This window comes from Pseudomonas sp. 37 R 15 (genome assembly GCF_900004865.1).
GTDB lineage: Bacteria > Pseudomonadota > Gammaproteobacteria > Pseudomonadales > Pseudomonadaceae > Aquipseudomonas > Aquipseudomonas fluorescens_AM.
This window is the reverse complement of sequence record NZ_CVTV01000008.1, coordinates 45,242-62,406: the sequence shown is the minus strand read 5'-3', so window position 1 is coordinate 62,406 and position 17,165 is coordinate 45,242. Positions and strand designations below refer to the sequence as shown.

At 58.7% G+C, this 17,165-nt stretch carries 13 protein-coding genes; 12 read left to right on the top strand and 1 reads right to left on the bottom strand.

The annotated features are described in order from the left end of the window. Positions 1-133 precede the first annotated feature (133 nt). Positions 134-445: a DUF485 domain-containing protein gene (locus BFQ04_RS00740; RefSeq protein WP_057014105.1), complete on the top strand. Its 312-nt coding sequence runs from the start codon at positions 134-136 to the stop codon at positions 443-445. Next, positions 442-2,100: a cation acetate symporter gene (locus BFQ04_RS00735; protein WP_065949131.1), complete on the top strand. Its 1,659-nt coding sequence runs from the start codon at positions 442-444 to the stop codon at positions 2,098-2,100. The genes BFQ04_RS00740 and BFQ04_RS00735 overlap by 4 nt, the downstream gene beginning before the upstream one ends. A 251-nt stretch (positions 2,101-2,351) precedes the next feature. Here BFQ04_RS00735 and gltA read toward each other — a convergent pair whose 3' ends face one another. Continuing rightward, a complete protein-coding gene (gene gltA / locus BFQ04_RS00730; RefSeq protein ID WP_012723087.1) occupies positions 2,352-3,641 on the bottom strand; it encodes a citrate synthase in 1,290 nt (429 codons plus the stop codon). Positions 3,642-4,006: 365 nt separating this feature from the next. Between gltA and sdhC the strand changes: the two genes are divergently transcribed. From sdhC to brnQ, 10 genes are all read left to right on the top strand, one after another. Beyond that, positions 4,007-4,381: a succinate dehydrogenase, cytochrome b556 subunit gene (sdhC, locus tag BFQ04_RS00725; protein WP_003172804.1), complete on the top strand. Its 375-nt coding sequence runs from the start codon at positions 4,007-4,009 to the stop codon at positions 4,379-4,381. Further along, on the top strand, positions 4,375-4,743 hold the full coding sequence (sdhD, locus tag BFQ04_RS00720; RefSeq protein WP_003233245.1) for a succinate dehydrogenase, hydrophobic membrane anchor protein: 369 nt from the start codon (positions 4,375-4,377) through the stop codon (positions 4,741-4,743). Before sdhC ends, sdhD begins: the two co-directional genes overlap by 7 nt. Positions 4,744-4,746: 3 nt before the next feature. Continuing rightward, on the top strand, positions 4,747-6,519 hold the full coding sequence (sdhA, locus tag BFQ04_RS00715; protein ID WP_065949130.1) for a succinate dehydrogenase flavoprotein subunit: 1,773 nt from the start codon (positions 4,747-4,749) through the stop codon (positions 6,517-6,519). 11 nt (positions 6,520-6,530) lie between these two features. Then, on the top strand, positions 6,531-7,235 hold the full coding sequence (locus BFQ04_RS00710) for a succinate dehydrogenase iron-sulfur subunit (RefSeq protein WP_003172807.1): 705 nt from the start codon (positions 6,531-6,533) through the stop codon (positions 7,233-7,235). Positions 7,236-7,496: 261 nt separating this feature from the next. After that, a complete protein-coding gene (locus tag BFQ04_RS00705) occupies positions 7,497-10,328 on the top strand; it encodes a 2-oxoglutarate dehydrogenase E1 component (RefSeq protein ID WP_065949129.1) in 2,832 nt (943 codons plus the stop codon). Positions 10,329-10,372: 44 nt separating this feature from the next. Further along, entirely contained in the window at positions 10,373-11,599 is a 1,227-nt protein-coding gene (gene odhB, locus BFQ04_RS00700) for a 2-oxoglutarate dehydrogenase complex dihydrolipoyllysine-residue succinyltransferase (RefSeq protein WP_065949128.1), read from the top strand. A 108-nt stretch (positions 11,600-11,707) separates the two neighbouring features. After that, positions 11,708-13,144 (top strand): dihydrolipoyl dehydrogenase, encoded by a 1,437-nt coding sequence (gene lpdA, locus BFQ04_RS00695; protein WP_065949127.1) that lies wholly within the window; start codon positions 11,708-11,710, stop codon positions 13,142-13,144. A 204-nt stretch (positions 13,145-13,348) separates the two neighbouring features. Further along, positions 13,349-14,515, top strand: coding sequence for an ADP-forming succinate--CoA ligase subunit beta (gene sucC / locus BFQ04_RS00690; RefSeq protein WP_003190011.1), 1,167 nt, complete (start codon positions 13,349-13,351; stop codon positions 14,513-14,515). Then, positions 14,515-15,396, top strand: a complete 882-nt coding sequence (sucD, locus tag BFQ04_RS00685; RefSeq protein ID WP_065884237.1) for a succinate--CoA ligase subunit alpha — start codon at positions 14,515-14,517, stop codon at positions 15,394-15,396. Before sucC ends, sucD begins: the two co-directional genes overlap by 1 nt. A 433-nt stretch (positions 15,397-15,829) precedes the next feature. Then, positions 15,830-17,143, top strand: coding sequence for a branched-chain amino acid transport system II carrier protein (gene brnQ / locus BFQ04_RS00680; protein WP_065949126.1), 1,314 nt, complete (start codon positions 15,830-15,832; stop codon positions 17,141-17,143). Positions 17,144-17,165 lie beyond the last annotated feature (22 nt).

Genomic DNA, 17,165 nt, shown 5'->3' with positions numbered 1-17,165 from the left:
TCAAGTTTTTCTGCGTCCCAGCAAACCCTCGCTACACTCGATCTACTACTAAGGTCGTCTGGAACCCTTTCCACAGCCGCATACAGTGGATACGTTCCAATAATAAAAAAGCTGTGCTGCGAGGATAAAAACAATGAACGACAGCATTTACCTCTCGATTCAAAACAGCCCGCGTTTCAAGGAGCTGGTCAGGAAAAGGGAAAGGTTCGCCTGGATTCTCTCGGCGATCATGCTAGGGCTTTACTCCGGATTCATCCTGTTGATCGCCTACGGGCCGCAAGTGCTGGGGGCCAAGCTCAGCCCTGGTTCATCGATCACCTGGGGCATCCCTATCGGGGTCGGGCTGATTGTCTCGGCCTTCATCCTCACCGGCATCTATGTACGACGCGCCAACGGCGAATTCGACGACCTGAACAATGCGATTCTCAAGGAGGCTGCGCAATGATCCGTCGTCTATTGGCCGTGTTCGGCGCTTCAGTCTTTGCGCCCGCCGTTTGGGCGGCAGATGCATTGACCGGTGAAGTGCACAAGCAACCGCTGAATATTGCAGCGATCCTGATGTTCGTGGCCTTTGTCGGCGCGACGTTGTGCATCACCTACTGGGCTTCCAAACGTAACAATTCGGCGGCCGACTACTATGCGGCCGGCGGCAAGATCACCGGTTTCCAGAACGGCCTGGCGATTGCCGGCGACTATATGTCGGCCGCGTCCTTCCTGGGGATTTCCGCGCTGGTGTTCACCTCCGGTTATGACGGCCTGATCTACTCGATCGGCTTCCTGGTGGGCTGGCCGATCATTCTGTTCCTGATCGCCGAGCGCCTGCGCAACCTGGGCAAGTACACCTTTGCCGACGTGGCGTCCTATCGCCTGGGGCAAACCCAGATCCGCAGCCTGTCGGCCTGTGGTTCGCTGGTGGTGGTGGCGTTCTACCTGATCGCGCAGATGGTCGGCGCGGGCAAGTTGATCCAGCTGCTGTTCGGCCTCGATTACCATGTGGCGGTGATCCTGGTGGGTATCCTGATGTGCCTGTACGTGCTGTTCGGCGGCATGCTGGCGACCACCTGGGTGCAGATCATCAAGGCGGTGCTGCTGCTGTCCGGTGCCTCGTTCATGGCGCTGATGGTCATGAAGCACGTCAACTTCGACTTCAACATGCTGTTCTCCGAGGCGATCAAGGTTCACCCCAAAGGTGAAGCGATCATGAGCCCCGGCGGCCTGGTGAAAGATCCGATCTCGGCGTTCTCCCTGGGCCTGGCCCTGATGTTCGGTACCGCTGGCCTGCCGCACATTCTGATGCGCTTCTTCACAGTGAGCGATGCCAAGGAAGCGCGTAAGAGCGTGTTGTATGCCACAGGCTTCATCGGCTACTTCTATATCCTGACCTTCATCATCGGCTTCGGTGCGATCCTGCTGGTCAGCACCAACCCGGCGTTCAAGGACGCGGCCGGCGCCTTGCTCGGCGGCAACAACATGGCGGCAGTGCACCTGGCCAACGCGGTGGGCGGCAGTATCTTCCTGGGCTTCATCTCGGCAGTGGCCTTCGCCACCATCCTTGCGGTGGTTGCCGGCTTGACGCTCGCGGGTGCATCGGCGGTGTCCCACGACCTGTACGCCAGCGTGATCAAGAAAGGCAAGGCCAACGAGAAGGACGAGATTCGCGTGTCGAAGATCACCACCATCGCCCTGGCGGTGCTGGCTATCGGCCTGGGGATCCTGTTCGAAAGCCAGAACATTGCGTTCATGGTCGGCCTGGCGTTCTCGATTGCCGCCAGCTGTAACTTCCCGGTGCTGCTGCTTTCCATGTACTGGAAAAACCTCACCACCCGTGGCGCCATGATTGGTGGCTGGCTGGGCCTGATCAGCGCCGTGGGCCTGATGATTTTGGGTCCGACCATCTGGGTCTCGATCCTGCACCATGAAAAAGCCATCTTCCCGTACGAGTACCCGGCGCTGTTTTCGATGATCATTGCGTTCGTGGGCATCTGGTTCTTCTCCATCACCGACAAGTCGGCGGCGGCAGAGAAAGAGCGTGCGCTGTACTTCCCGCAGTTTGTGCGTTCGCAGACGGGCCTGGGGGCGAGTGGGGCGGTTAACCACTAAGCTTTTAGAGGGATAAGGAAATGCCCCGGTTGAAAGGCCGGGGTATTTTTTTGTCTGCAGATTTGTGGTGCCTGGTCTGGCCCCATCGGGGGCAAGCCCCCTCCCACATTTGACTGTATTCACACGTTCAGATGTGTGAACCCAATCCAGTGTGGGAGGGGGCTTGCCCCGATGAGGCCAGCTCAGGCAACACAAATAAAAACGGCCTCCACTAAGGGAGGCCGTTCTCAACACAGCTTGCAGCTAAATGCTTACTTGCGATCTTCCAGCTTGGTGATATCACGCGACTCGTAGCCGGTGTACAACTGGCGCGGACGGCCAATCTTGTACGGGCTCGAGAGCATTTCCTTCCAGTGGGAGATCCAGCCCACGGTCCGCGCCAGGGCGAAGATCACGGTGAACATGCTGGTTGGAATGCCGATCGCCTTGAGGATGATCCCCGAGTAGAAGTCGACGTTCGGGTACAGCGAGCGTTCGATGAAGTAAGGGTCGGTCAGGGCGATCTCTTCCAGGCGCATGGCCAGTTCGAGTTGCGGATCGTTCTTGATGCCCAGTTCCTTCAACACTTCGTCGCAGGTCTGCTTCATGACGGTGGCGCGCGGGTCGCGGTTCTTGTAGACCCGGTGACCGAAGCCCATCAACTTGAACGGGTCGTTCTTGTCCTTGGCCTTGGCGATGAACTTGTCGATGTTGGACACATCGCCGATTTCATCGAGCATGGTCAATACGGCTTCGTTCGCACCGCCGTGGGCAGGGCCCCACAGTGCGGCAATGCCGGCGGCGATACAGGCGAACGGGTTGGCACCCGAAGAGCCGGCCAGGCGTACGGTAGAGGTGGAGGCGTTCTGCTCGTGGTCGGCGTGGAGGATGAAGATCCGATCCATGGCCTTGGCCAGCACCGGGCTGATCGGTTTGATCTCGCACGGCGTGTTGAACATCATGTGCAGGAAGTTTTCCGCGTACGTCAGGTCGTTGCGCGGGTACATCATGGGTTGGCCCATGGAGTACTTGTAAACCATTGCGGCCAGGGTCGGCATCTTGGCAACCAGGCGGATCGCGGAAATTTCGCGATGCTGCGGGTTATTGATGTCCAGGGAGTCGTGATAGAAGGCCGACAGGGCGCCGACCACACCGCACATGACGGCCATCGGGTGGGCGTCGCGACGGAAGCCGTTGAAGAAGGTCTTCAACTGCTCGTGAACCATGGTGTGGTTCTTCACGGTGCTGACGAACTGGGCTTTCTGCTCGGCTGTTGGCAATTCGCCATTTAGCAGCAGGTAGCAGGTTTCCAGATAGTCCGACTGTTCGGCGAGTTGCTCGATCGGGTAGCCGCGGTGAAGCAGAATGCCATTGTCGCCATCGATATAGGTGATCTTCGACTCGCAAGAGGCGGTCGACATGAAGCCTGGGTCGAAAGTGAAACGGCCCGTGGCCGTCAGGCCCCGTACGTCGATAACATCGGGACCAACGGTGCCGGTTAAAATGGGCAGCTCGACGGGGGCTGCGCCCTCGATGATCAACTGCGCTTTTTTGTCAGCCATGTGGCCTCCTATTTATGCTTCAAATCATCAGACAGACCCCCCACGCAGGGCCCGCACCACTATAGTGAGATAAATTCAGATGTCAATTTGCCTAAAGTCTTGCTCCAGAAGGCTTTAACCGTACTTTTTCGTCGAAATTGCCTGCCATTTACGCCTTTTATCCCGCCAGCGCAATCAGCTATTAGGGTGAGGTGTGCGCGTTGTCATTAGTAACCTAACTGTCTATACTCGGCCACCGACCGCCAAGGGCTTTTGGGCTTGCTTTCATTGGGGGTCGCACTCCCTGGGTGGTGCTTACCTGACCAGTCGCACTCCCCAACAACTTTGCCCTGATTGTTAGGGGCTCTTCAGTGTGAAAAAAAGCCGTGAATAGCCAACGACCTGTAAACCTAGACCTAAGGACCATCAAACTCCCCATCACCGGCGTTACGTCGTTCCTGCACCGTGTTTCCGGCATCATCCTGTTCCTGGGCCTGGGCATCATGCTTTACGCATTGAGCAAATCCCTGGGTTCCGAGGAAGGTTACGCCGAGGTGAAGGCATGCTTGACCAGCCCACTGGCCAAGTTCGTAGCATGGGGCCTCCTGTCCGCTCTGCTGTATCACCTGGTAGCCGGTGTGCGCCACTTGATCATGGACATGGGCATCGGTGAGACGCTGGAAGGCGGCCGCCTGGGCTCGAAAATCATCATCGCCATTTCCGTGGTGCTGATCGTTCTGGCAGGAGTTTGGATATGGTAACCAGCGTAACGAATCTGTCGCGTTCGGGCCTCTATGACTGGATGGCACAGCGTGTGTCTGCGGTCGTTCTCGCGGCTTATTTCATTTTCCTGATCGGATACCTCGTCGCAAACCCGGGCATCGGCTATGAGCAATGGCACGGCCTGTTCGCCCACAATGCGATGCGAATCTTCAGCCTGCTGGCCCTTGTAGCCCTGGGCGCTCACGCCTGGGTCGGCATGTGGACCATCGCGACCGATTACCTGACGCCAATGGCGCTGGGCAAGTCCGCGACCGCAGTCCGTTTCCTCTTCCAGGCAGTATGCGGCATTGCGATGTTCGCTTACTTCGTCTGGGGTGTGCAGATTCTTTGGGGTATCTGATTCATGGCTAACATTCCAACTATTTCATTCGACGCCATCATTATTGGTGGCGGCGGTGCCGGCATGCGCGCTGCGCTGCAGCTGGCCCAGGGTGGCCACAAGACCGCTGTGATCACCAAGGTGTTCCCGACGCGTTCGCACACCGTATCGGCCCAGGGTGGCATCACCTGCGCCATCGCCTCCGCCGATCCGAACGATGACTGGCGCTGGCACATGTACGATACCGTCAAGGGTTCCGACTACATCGGTGACCAGGACGCTATCGAGTACATGTGTCAGGAAGGCCCGGCCGCGGTGTTCGAGCTGGACCACATGGGTCTGCCGTTCTCGCGCACCGAGCAAGGCCGTATCTACCAGCGTCCATTCGGCGGCCAGTCGAAGGATTACGGTAAAGGCGGGCAGGCTGCCCGTACCTGCGCCGCGTCCGACCGTACCGGTCACGCGCTGCTGCACACCCTTTATCAGGGCAACCTGAAAGCCGGTACCACGTTCCTGAACGAGTACTACGCTGTCGATCTGGTGAAGAACGGCAAGGGCGAGTTCGTCGGTGTGATCGCCATCTGCATCGAAACCGGTGAAACCACCTACATCCGCGCCAAGGCTACGGTCCTGGCGACCGGCGGTGCAGGCCGTATCTATGCCTCCACCACCAACGCCCTGATCAACACCGGTGACGGCGTCGGCATGGCGCTGCGTGCTGGCGTGCCGGTACAGGACATCGAAATGTGGCAGTTCCACCCGACCGGCATCGCCGGCGCCGGTGTACTGGTGACCGAAGGTTGCCGTGGCGAAGGTGGCTACCTGATCAACAAGCACGGCGAGCGTTTCATGGAGCGTTATGCTCCGAACGCGAAAGACCTCGCCGGTCGTGACGTTGTGGCCCGTTCGATGGTTAAAGAGATCATCGCCGGCAACGGTTGTGGCCCGAACGGCGACCACGTGCTGCTCAAGCTCGATCACCTGGGCGAAGAAGTGCTGCACAGCCGTCTGCCAGGTATCTGCGAGCTGTCCAAGACCTTTGCTCACGTCGATCCGGTGGTTGCTCCGGTTCCGGTGGTCCCGACTTGCCACTATATGATGGGCGGCGTGCCGACCAACATTCATGGCCAGGCGATCACCCAGAATGCCGACGGCGTGGACGAGATCATTCACGGTCTGTTCGCGGTAGGCGAAGTGGCTTGCGTATCGGTTCACGGTGCCAACCGCCTGGGCGGCAACTCGCTGCTCGACCTGGTGGTATTCGGCCGCGCTGCCGGCCTGCACCTGGAAAAAGCCCTGACCGACGGCATCGAATACGATGATGCCACCGACGCCAACATCGAAGCTGCCCTGGCGCGCCTGAACGCTCTGAACGAGCGCACTGACGGCGAAGACGTGGCAACCCTGCGTCGCGAGCTGCAAAGCTGCATGCAGAACTACTTCGGTGTATTCCGTACCGGCGAATACATGCAGAAGGGTATCGCCCAACTGGCCGACCTGCGCAAGCGCATCGCCAACGTCAAGATCAACGATAAGAGCCAGGCGTTCAACACCGCTCGTATCGAAGCCCTTGAGCTGCAGAACCTGCTGGAAGTGGCTGAAGCGACGGCGATCGCCGCCGAGGTTCGCAAGGAATCCCGTGGTGCACACGCCCGTGAAGACTTTGAAGACCGTGACGACGAGAACTGGTTGTGCCACACCCTGTACTTCCCGGGTGACAAGCGCGTGACCAAGCGTGCCGTGAACTTCTCGCCGAAGACGGTACCGACGTTTGAACCGAAGATTCGGACTTACTAAGGGTGGCTGCCATGTTGAAAGTCAGTGTTTATCGCTACAACCCTGATCAGGACGCCGCGCCGTTCATGCAGGAATTCCAGGTCGATACCGGCGGTAAAGACCTGATGGTGCTGGATGTCTTGGCACTGATCAAAGAGCAGGACGAAGGTTTCTCCTATCGTCGCTCTTGCCGTGAAGGTGTGTGCGGTTCCGACGGCATGAACATCAACGGCAAAAACGGCCTGGCGTGCATCACGCCGCTGTCGGCCGTGGTCAAGGGCAACAAGCTGATCGTTCGTCCACTGCCAGGTTTGCCGGTTATCCGTGACCTGGTCGTCGATATGAGCATCTTCTACAAGCAATACGAGAAAGTTAAGCCGTTCCTGCAGAACGACACGCCGGCTCCGGCCATCGAGCGTCTGCAGTCCCCGGAAGAGCGCGAAAAACTCGACGGCCTGTACGAGTGCATCCTGTGCGCTTGCTGCTCGACGTCCTGCCCTTCCTTCTGGTGGAACCCGGACAAGTTCCTGGGCCCGGCTGCGCTGCTGCAAGCCTACCGCTTCCTGGCAGACAGCCGTGACACCAAGACGTCCGAGCGTCTGGCTTCACTGGATGACCCGTTCAGCGTGTTCCGCTGCCGCGGGATCATGAACTGCGTCAACGTATGTCCCAAAGGCCTGAACCCGACTAAGGCCATTGGTCACATCCGTAACATGCTGCTGCAGAGCGGCGTGTAACTGACGTTGCAGTAAAAGCAGGACCGTTGTGCCCGTAAATGCTGCGGCGCAGGCTTCAACCGGCGCCGTAGTTTTAACTTGAGCAGCGACTTACAAAGCCGCGGCTCTTATTTTGAAGAAATGAGACAAGCAGGGGCATTCGGGTTGGTACCCGAACTATCAGCGTGATCCTAGTGGCTTGTTCTGGTCGCTGCACTTGGCCTTTTGCAAGCAAACTCGGTGTTTTCGCCGGTGGTGTCCCCAAATCGAGGGTGACCAAGCATGCAAGAAAGCGTGATGCAGCGCATGTGGAACAGCGGCTATCTTTCAGGTGGTAACGCTGCCTATGTGGAAGAGCTTTATGAGCTCTACCTGCACGACCCTAACGCTGTGCCAGAAGAATGGCGCACCAAATTTCAGACGTTGTCTTCAGACGGCAACGCTGCCACCGATGTATCGCATGCTGCGATTCGCGATCATTTCGTGCTGCTGGCAAAGAACCAGCGCCGCGCCCAACCGGTTTCCGCCGGCAGCGTGAGCAGTGAGCACGAGAAGAAGCAAGTTGAAGTACTGCGACTGATCCAGGCTTACCGGATGCGCGGCCACCAGGCGGCCCAGCTTGACCCGCTGGGGCTCTGGCAGCGTCCTGCACCTGCTGACCTGTCGATCAATCATTACGGCTTGACCAATGCCGATCTTGATACGACCTTCCGTGCCGGCGACCTGTTCATCGGCAAAGAGGAAGCGAGCCTACGCGAAATTCACGAAGCGTTGCAGCAGACATATTGCCGCACCATCGGCGCTGAGTTCACGCACATCACCGATTCCGAGCAGCGCCAGTGGTTCCAGCATCGCCTGGAAGGCGTGCGTGGCCGTCCGGTATTGTCCGCCGATGTGCGCAGCCATCTGCTCGAGCGTGTGACTGCCGCTGAAGGTCTCGAAAAATACCTGGGTACCAAATACCCGGGCACCAAGCGTTTCGGCCTGGAAGGCGGCGAAAGCCTGATTCCGATGCTCGACGAACTGATCCAGCGTTCCGGTTCCTACGGCACCAAGGAAGTCGTGATCGGCATGGCTCACCGTGGTCGCCTGAACGTGTTGGTCAACACCTTCGGCAAGAACCCGCGCGAGCTGTTCGACGAGTTCGAGGGCAAGAAGAAGGTCGAGCTGGGTTCCGGTGACGTCAAGTACCACCAGGGTTTCTCGTCCAACGTAATGACCACCGGCGGTGAAGTTCACCTGGCCATGGCGTTCAACCCATCCCACCTGGAAATTGTTTCTCCGGTGGTCGAGGGGTCGGTGCGTGCGCGCCAGGATCGTCGTAACGACGCCACTGGCGAGAAGGTCCTGCCGATTTCCATCCACGGTGACGCGGCATTCGCCGGCCAAGGCGTGGTCCTGGAAACGTTCCAGATGTCGCAGACTCGCGGCTTCAAGACCGGCGGTACCGTTCATATCGTCATCAACAACCAGGTTGGCTTCACCATCAGCAACCCGCTGGATGCGCGCTCCACCGAGTACGCCACCGACGTTGCCAAGATGATCCAGGCGCCGATCCTGCATGTGAATGGCGATGATCCGGAAGCTGTACTGTTCGTGACCCAATTGGCGGTCGACTACCGCATGCAATTCAAGCGTGATGTGGTCATCGACCTGGTGTGCTACCGCCGTCGCGGTCACAACGAAGCGGACGAGCCAAGCGGCACCCAGCCGTTGATGTACCAGCAGATCACCAAGCAGCGCACCACCCGTGAGCTGTACGCCGAAAGCCTGACCAAGGCCGGTGTGTTGGATGATGCACGTGTCCAGGCGAAGATCGACGAATACCGTAACGCGCTGGATAACGGCCTGCATGTGGTGAAAAGCCTGGTTAAGGAGCCGAACAAAGAGCTGTTCGTTGACTGGCGTCCGTACCTGGGTCACACCTGGACCGCGCGCCATGACACCAGCTTCGACTTGAAAACATTGCAGGAGTTGTCTGCCAAGTTGCTGGAAATCCCTGAGGGATTTGTGGTTCAGCGCCAGGTTGCCAAGATCTACGAAGACCGTCAGAAGATGCAAGCCGGCGGCCTGCCGATCAACTGGGGTTACGCCGAAACCATGGCGTACGCAACCCTGGCGTTCGAAGGTCACCCGATCCGCATGACCGGCCAGGACATCGGCCGCGGTACGTTCTCGCACCGTCATGCCGTGTTGCACAACCAGAAAGACGCGGGCACCTACATCCCGTTGCAGAACCTGTACGAAGGCCAGCCACGTTTCGACCTGTACGATTCGTTCCTGTCCGAAGAAGCGGTACTGGCGTTCGAATACGGCTATTCCACCACTACGCCTAACGCGCTGGTGATCTGGGAAGCCCAGTTCGGCGACTTCGCCAACGGTGCCCAGGTGGTTATCGACCAGTTCATCACCAGCGGCGAGCACAAGTGGGGCCGTCTGTGCGGTCTGACCATGCTGCTGCCGCACGGTTATGAAGGTCAGGGTCCTGAGCACTCCTCGGCCCGTCTGGAGCGTTACCTGCAGCTGTGCGCCGAGCACAACATCCAGGTGTGCGTGCCGACGACCCCGGCGCAGATCTACCACTTGCTGCGTCGCCAGGTCATCCGTCCACTGCGCAAGCCACTGGTCGTGCTGACGCCGAAATCGCTGTTGCGTCACAAACTGGCCGTTTCGACCCTGGAAGATCTGGCCGAAGGTTCGTTCCAGACCGTTATTCCGGAAATCGATACGCTGGACGCCGCCAAGATCACTCGCCTGATCCTGTGCAGCGGCAAGGTCTATTACGATCTGCTGGAAAAACGCCGTGCCGAAGGCCGCGAAGACATCGCCATCGTGCGTATCGAGCAGCTTTACCCGTTCCCGGAAGATGACCTCATGGAGATCATCGCGCCTTACACCAACCTCACGAATGTGGTGTGGTGTCAGGAAGAACCGATGAACCAGGGCGCGTGGTACAGCAGCCAGCATCACTTGCGTCGCAGCATCGGCAACCACAACAAGGCCCTGGGCCTGGAGTATGCCGGTCGTGATGCGTCTGCTGCACCTGCCTGTGGTTATGCGTCGATGCACGCCGAGCAGCAGGAAAAACTGCTGCAAGCTGCTTTCACTGTTTAATGCCTTCGCGCTGACTGAAACCGAATTTTAAGGACCTACAGATAATGGCTATCGAAATCAAAGCCCCGTCATTCCCGGAATCGGTTGCCGATGGCACCGTTGCCACTTGGCACAAGAAACCAGGCGAGGCCGTCAAGCGTGACGACCTGATCGTCGACATCGAAACCGACAAGGTCGTGCTGGAAGTGCTGGCCGAAGCCGACGGCGTGCTGGGCGCAATCGTGGCAGAAGAGGGTGCTACCGTCCTGTCGAACCAGGTACTGGGCTCGATCGAAGAGGGCAGCGCTGCTGCTCCTGCTCCTGCTGCCGCCGCTGCACCGGCTGCCGCTTCCGCACCTGCCGCCCCTGCGGCTGCGGGTGGTGAAGATCCAATCGCTGCACCGGCTGCTCGCCAGTTGGCTGAAGAGAACGGTATCAACCTGGCGTCCATCAAGGGCACCGGCAAAGATGGCCGTGTCACCAAGGAAGACGTGGTGGCTGCGGTTGAAGCCAAGAAAAACGCTCCGGCTGCCGCACCTGCCAAGGCTGCCGCTCCTGCTGCCGCCGCGCCTGTGTTCGCTGCCGGCGACCGTACCGAGAAGCGCGTACCGATGACCCGTGTACGTGCCACCGTGGCCAAGCGCCTGGTTGAAGCACAATCGAACATGGCGATGCTGACCACGTTCAACGAAGTCGACATGACTGAAGTCATGGCACTGCGTTCGAAGTACAAGGATCTCTTTGAGAAGAGCCACAACGGCGTACGCTTGGGCTTCATGTCGTTCTTCGTGAAAGCGGCCACTGAAGCGCTGAAACGCTTCCCGGCAGTCAACGCTTCCATCGATGGCGCCGACATCGTCTACCATGGCTATGCAGACATCGGCGTTGCCGTGTCCAGCGACCGTGGCCTGGTGGTTCCGGTTCTGCGTAACGCCGAGCTGATGAGCCTGGCCGAAATCGAAGGCGGCATTGCCGGCTTCGGCAAGAAGGCCCGTGACGGCAAGCTGACCATCGACGAGATGACCGGCGGTACGTTCACCATCACCAACGGTGGTACCTTCGGTTCGATGATGTCGACGCCGATCGTCAACCCACCGCAAGCCGCGATCCTGGGCATGCACAACATTATCCAGCGTCCGATGGCCATCAACGGCCAGGTCGTAATCCGCCCAATGATGTACCTGGCGCTGTCTTACGATCACCGCCTGATCGATGGTAAAGAAGCCGTGACGTTCCTGGTGACCATCAAGAACCTGCTGGAAGACCCGGCTCGCCTTCTTCTGGATATCTAAAAAGCAGCTGCAAGTTTCAAGCTGCAAGTTCCAAGCTCAAAGCGAGCGATTGGTGCTTCAACTTGTAGCTTGCAGCTTCTAGCTTGCAGCTAAAAAGGGAACCTTTTTATGACACAGAAATTTGACGTTGTAGTGATTGGTGCAGGCCCCGGCGGCTATGTTGCCGCCATCAAGGCCGCACAACTGGGCCTCTCGACTGCTTGCATCGAAAAGTACACCGACAAGGAAGGCAAACTGGCGCTGGGCGGTACCTGCCTGAACGTCGGTTGCATTCCTTCCAAGGCGCTACTGGACAGCTCCTGGAAATTCCACGAAGCCCAGGATGGTTTCGCGATCCACGGTATCAACCATGCCGGCGTGACCATGGACGTGCCCGCGATGGTCGGCCGTAAAGCCAACATCGTCAAAGGCCTGACTTCCGGCGTTGCCACCTTGTTCAAGGCCAATGGCGTGACTTCCCTGCAAGGCCACGGCAAGCTGCTGGCCGGCAAGAAAGTTGAAATCACCAAGCCGGACGGCTCGGTTGAAGTCATCGAAGCCGAAAACGTGATCCTGGCACCCGGTTCGCGTCCAATCGACATTCCACCGGCTCCAGTCGACCAGAACGTGATCGTCGATTCGACCGGCGCCCTGGAGTTCCAGGCCGTACCTAAGCGCCTGGGCGTGATCGGTGCAGGCGTTATCGGCCTGGAACTGGGTTCGGTATGGTCCCGCCTGGGTTCGGAAGTGACCGTGCTCGAAGCTCTGGACACCTTCCTGCTGGCTGCCGACACCGCCGTGTCCAAGGAAGCCTACAAGACCCTGACCAAACAGGGTCTGGACATCAAGCTGGGCGCGCGCGTGACCGGTTCCAAGGTCAACGGCGAAGAAGTTGTCGTGACCTACACCGACAAGGAAGGCGAGCAGACCATCACCTTCGACAAGCTGATCGTAGCCGTGGGTCGTCGCCCCGTGACCACCGACCTGCTGGCTTCCGACAGCGGCGTGAGCATCGATGAGCGTGGTTTCATCCACGTTGACGATCACTGCGCAACCACCGTGCCGGGCGTTTACGCGATCGGCGACGTGGTTCGTGGCATGATGCTGGCCCACAAGGCTTCCGAAGAGGGCATCATGGTTGTCGAGCGCATCAAGGGTCACAAGACCCAGATGAACTACGACCTGATTCCATCGGTTATCTACACCCACCCGGAAATTGCATGGGTCGGCAAGAACGAACAGCAGTTGAAAGCTGAAGGCGTTGAAGTTAACGTCGGCACCTTCCCGTTTGCCGCTTCTGGCCGTGCCATGGCAGCCAACGACACCGGTGGTTTTGTCAAAGTCATCGCTGATGCCAAGACTGACCGCGTATTGGGCGTCCACGTGATCGGCCCAAGCGCTGCAGAACTGGTTCAGCAAGGCGCTATCGGTATGGAATTCGGCACCAGTGCCGAGGACCTGGGCATGATGGTCTTCTCCCATCCGACCCTGTCCGAAGCGTTGCACGAAGCAGCGTTGGCAGTGAATGGCGGCGCCATCCACATCGCCAACCGCAAGAAGCGCTAAGCGAGATAATAAGAAACCACGGCGGAGTTGCCCGTCGTGAGCCTTGCGAGCAAGACTCACCGCGGAATATCCGCTGGACGCAGCCTTGTGCAGCTTTACGGGCCATAAGCCCCGCAGGTTGCGCAAGCAGCAGTCACAGGTGGCGCGGCACTCATAATGAGCGCAGCGCCGAATGCGCAGTACCTAACGAAGACGGTAAAAAGCATGAATCTTCACGAGTATCAGGGTAAGCAGCTGTTCGCTGAATACGGCCTGCCAGTTTCCAAGGGCTACGCAGTAGACACCCCGGAAGCAGCAGCAGAAGCTTGCGACAAAATCGGCGGCAGCGAGTGGGTTGTCAAAGCCCAGGTCCACGCCGGTGGTCGCGGTAAAGCGGGCGGCGTTAAGCTGGTTCGCAGCAAAGAAGACGCCAAGGCCTTCGCACAGCAGTGGCTGGGCAAGCGTCTGGTGACTTACCAGACTGATGCCAATGGCCAGCCAGTCACCAAGATCCTGGTTGAATCGTGCACTGATATCGCTAAAGAGCTGTACCTGGGCGCTGTCGTTGACCGTTCGAGCCGTCGCATCGTGTTCATGGCCTCCACCGAAGGTGGCGTGGACATCGAGAAGATCGCTCACGAAACCCCAGAAAAAATTCTGAAGGCCACTATCGATCCACTGGTTGGCGCTCAGCCATTCCAGGGTCGCGAGCTGGCGTTCCAGCTGGGTCTGGAAGGCAAGCAAGTTGCCCAGTTCGCCAAGATCTTCGTCGGTCTGGCCAAACTGTTCCAGGATCACGATCTGGCCCTGCTGGAAGTGAACCCGCTGGTGATCAAGGCTGATGGCGATCTGCATTGCCTGGATGCCAAGATCAACATCGACGCCAACGCCATGTACCGTCAGCCAAAGCTGAAGACTTTCCACGATCCGTCGCAAGACGATCCGCGCGAAGCGCACGCTGCCAAGTTCGAACTGAACTACGTAGCCCTGGAAGGTAACATCGGCTGCATGGTCAACGGTGCCGGCCTGGCCATGGGTACCATGGACATCGTCAACCTGCATGGCGGCAAACCAGCCAACTTCCTCGACGTAGGCGGTGGTGCTACCAAAGAACGCGTGACCGAAGCGTTCAAGATCATCCTGTCCGACTCCAACGTCGCTGCAGTACTGGTCAACATCTTCGGCGGCATCGTTCGTTGCGACATGATTGCCGAAGGCATCATCGGTGCAGTGAAAGAAGTCGGCGTTAAAATCCCGGTTGTTGTTCGCCTTGAAGGTAACAACGCTGAACTGGGCGCTAAAGTACTGGCAGAAAGCGGTTTGAACATCATCGCGGCTACCAGCCTGACCGACGCTGCTCAACAAGTTGTCAAAGCTGCGGAGGGCAAATAATGAGCGTCCTGATCAATAAAGACACCAAAGTTATCTGCCAGGGTATTACCGGTTCGCAAGGTAGTTTCCACACCCAGCAAGCCATCGAGTACGGCACCCAGATGGTTGGTGGCGTAACACCGGGCAAAGGCGGCACCGAGCACCTGGGCCTGCCAGTGTTCAACACCGTGAAAGAAGCAGTAGAAGCCACTGGCGCCACCGCCAGCGTGATCTACGTTCCAGCTCCTTTCTGCAAGGACTCGATCCTGGAAGCGGCCTTCGGCGGCATCAAGCTGATCGTGTGCATCACTGAAGGCATTCCTACCCTGGACATGCTGGACGCCAAGGTCAAGTGCGACGAGCTGGGTATTACCCTGATCGGCCCTAACTGCCCAGGCGTGATCACCCCAGGCGAATGCAAGATCGGCATCATGCCGGGTCACATTCACTTGCCAGGTAAAGTCGGTATCGTTTCCCGTTCCGGCACCCTGACCTACGAAGCTGTGAAGCAGACCACTGACGCCGGTTTCGGTCAGTCGACTTGCGTCGGCATCGGCGGTGACCCGATTCCGGGCTCCAACTTCATCGACATCCTGAAGCTGTTCCAGGAAGACCCGAAGACCGAAGCAATCGTGATGATCGGCGAGATCGGCGGTTCGGCTGAAGAAGAAGCGGCTGCCTACATCAAGGCTCACGTGACCAAGCCGGTTGTTTCCTACATTGCTGGTGTGACTGCCCCTGCGGGCAAGCGCATGGGCCATGCTGGCGCAATCATCTCCGGCGGCAAAGGCACTGCAGACGAGAAATTCGCTGCGCTGCAAGACGCAGGTGTGAAAACCGTGCGTTCGCTGGCAGACATCGGCAAGGCCCTGGCCGAGCTGACAGGTTGGGCCGTCAAGTAAGCCTCGCGCTTAGCTGACGCTTCACCCCACAAAGGCCACCTTCGGGTGGCCTTTGTGCGTTCTGGGCTCAGCAACCTAGCTGAGGCTGATAAAGATCCAAATGTGGGAGGGGGCTTGCCCCCGATTGCGGGCTGTCAGTCATGATGATGTGACTGATCCACCGTTATTGGCGGCAAGCCCCCTGCCACATTTGATCGCATTGTCAGATTAAGTATGAAAACGCGACATTTGAATGTCGCTTATCGGACAGTACGCCCCGCAACAGTGCGTTTGCCAGCCTAATTCTGTACCCTAGCCGCCTCTTTATGCGCTCGCCTCCCAAAAGGAAGCTGCGCGCCAGACCGGTCGGTCCCCATCAGGGCCGGCAGTATTTCCCTCATCCATAGGGAATCCCCCTCTAAATTCCGATTCAGTAGTGTGGTATTTCCTCAAAATGAAAGTGTTGAAAAGCCAGGATATCCTGGCGTTGGGCTTCATGACGTTTGCCCTGTTCGTGGGCGCCGGCAATATCATCTTCCCGCCTATCGTGGGCTTGCAGTCCGGGCCTCACGTCTGGATGGCGGCCCTGGGGTTCCTGATTACGGCAGTCGGCCTGCCGGTCGTCACCGTGATCGCGCTGGCCAAGGTCGGCGGCGGTATGGATGCGTTGAGCAGCCCCATCGGCAAGATCGCCGGTGGCCTGCTTGCGGCAGCGGCGTACCTGGCGGTAGGGCCGCTGTTCGCCACGCCGCGTACGGCCACCGTCTCGTTCGAAGTGGGCCTGGCGCCGCTGACTGGCGAAAGCCCGCTGGCGCTGTTTCTTTACAGTTCGGTGTACTTCCTGGTGGTGTTCTTTGTCTCCCTTTATCCGGGTCGACTGTTGGATACCGTCGGTCGTTTTCTCGCGCCGCTGAAGATCATCGCGTTGGCCATCCTCGGCATTGCCGCGTTTGCCTTGCCGGCCGGTGACGTCGGTGTCGCCACGCCGGAATACGTTGCTGCGCCGTTCTCCCAGGGCTTTATCAATGGCTACCTGACCATGGATACCCTTGGGGCGCTGGTATTCGGCATCGTCATCGTCAACGCGATTCGCTCCCGTGGCGTCGAGTCGCCCAAGCTGATCACGCGTTACGCGATCATTGCCGGGCTGATTGCCGGTGTGGGCCTGGCGCTGGTGTATGTCAGCCTGTTCCGTCTGGGTTCAGGCAGCCATGCGGTGGCCGCTGGTGCCAGTAACGGTGCTGCGGTGCTGCATGCGTATGTACAACATACCTTCGGTTCCCTGGGCAGCGGCTTCCTCGCTGTGCTGATCTCCCTGGCGTGCCTGGTCACCGCCGTGGGCCTGACCTGTGCCTGTGCCGAGTACTTCAGCAAAATCCTGCCGCTGTCCTACAAGACCCTGGTAGTGATCCTGGCGCTGTTCTCGCTGTTTGTGTCCAACCTGGGCCTGACCAAGCTGATCGCGTTCTCCATTCCGGTGCTCACTGCGATCTACCCGCCGTGCATCGTGTTGGTGGCGTTGAGCTTCTGTAAGGGTTTCTGGCAGGAACAGGGGCGTATCGTCGGTCCGGTGATGCTGGTGTCGTTCATCTTTGGTTGCATCGATGCACTCAAGGGGGCGGGCCTGGCGGATTGGATGCCAGCGCAGTTGATGCATCTGCCGCTGAGCGAGCAAGGCCTGGCGTGGCTGGTGCCGTCGGTGATGATGCTGGTGGTCGCTGTCGTGGTTGACCGCGTGCTCGGTAAGCGCAGCGAAGCCATCGCTTAAGATTTTTGTTCGTACGTTGTAA

Coding starts and splice junctions, on each gene's coding strand:
- sucC (WP_003190011.1), top strand. CDS start 13,349: ATGAATCTTCACGAGTATCAGGGTAAGCAGCTGTTCGCTGAATACGGC.
- sdhD (WP_003233245.1), top strand. CDS start 4,375: ATGGTAACCAGCGTAACGAATCTGTCGCGTTCGGGCCTCTATGACTGG.
- brnQ (WP_065949126.1), top strand. CDS start 15,830: ATGAAAGTGTTGAAAAGCCAGGATATCCTGGCGTTGGGCTTCATGACG.
- gltA (WP_012723087.1), bottom strand. CDS start 3,641: ATGGCTGACAAAAAAGCGCAGTTGATCATCGAGGGCGCAGCCCCCGTC.
- sdhA (WP_065949130.1), top strand. CDS start 4,747: ATGGCTAACATTCCAACTATTTCATTCGACGCCATCATTATTGGTGGC.
- sucD (WP_065884237.1), top strand. CDS start 14,515: ATGAGCGTCCTGATCAATAAAGACACCAAAGTTATCTGCCAGGGTATT.
- lpdA (WP_065949127.1), top strand. CDS start 11,708: ATGACACAGAAATTTGACGTTGTAGTGATTGGTGCAGGCCCCGGCGGC.
- odhB (WP_065949128.1), top strand. CDS start 10,373: ATGGCTATCGAAATCAAAGCCCCGTCATTCCCGGAATCGGTTGCCGAT.
- BFQ04_RS00710 (WP_003172807.1), top strand. CDS start 6,531: ATGTTGAAAGTCAGTGTTTATCGCTACAACCCTGATCAGGACGCCGCG.
- BFQ04_RS00735 (WP_065949131.1), top strand. CDS start 442: ATGATCCGTCGTCTATTGGCCGTGTTCGGCGCTTCAGTCTTTGCGCCC.
- BFQ04_RS00705 (WP_065949129.1), top strand. CDS start 7,497: ATGCAAGAAAGCGTGATGCAGCGCATGTGGAACAGCGGCTATCTTTCA.
- BFQ04_RS00740 (WP_057014105.1), top strand. CDS start 134: ATGAACGACAGCATTTACCTCTCGATTCAAAACAGCCCGCGTTTCAAG.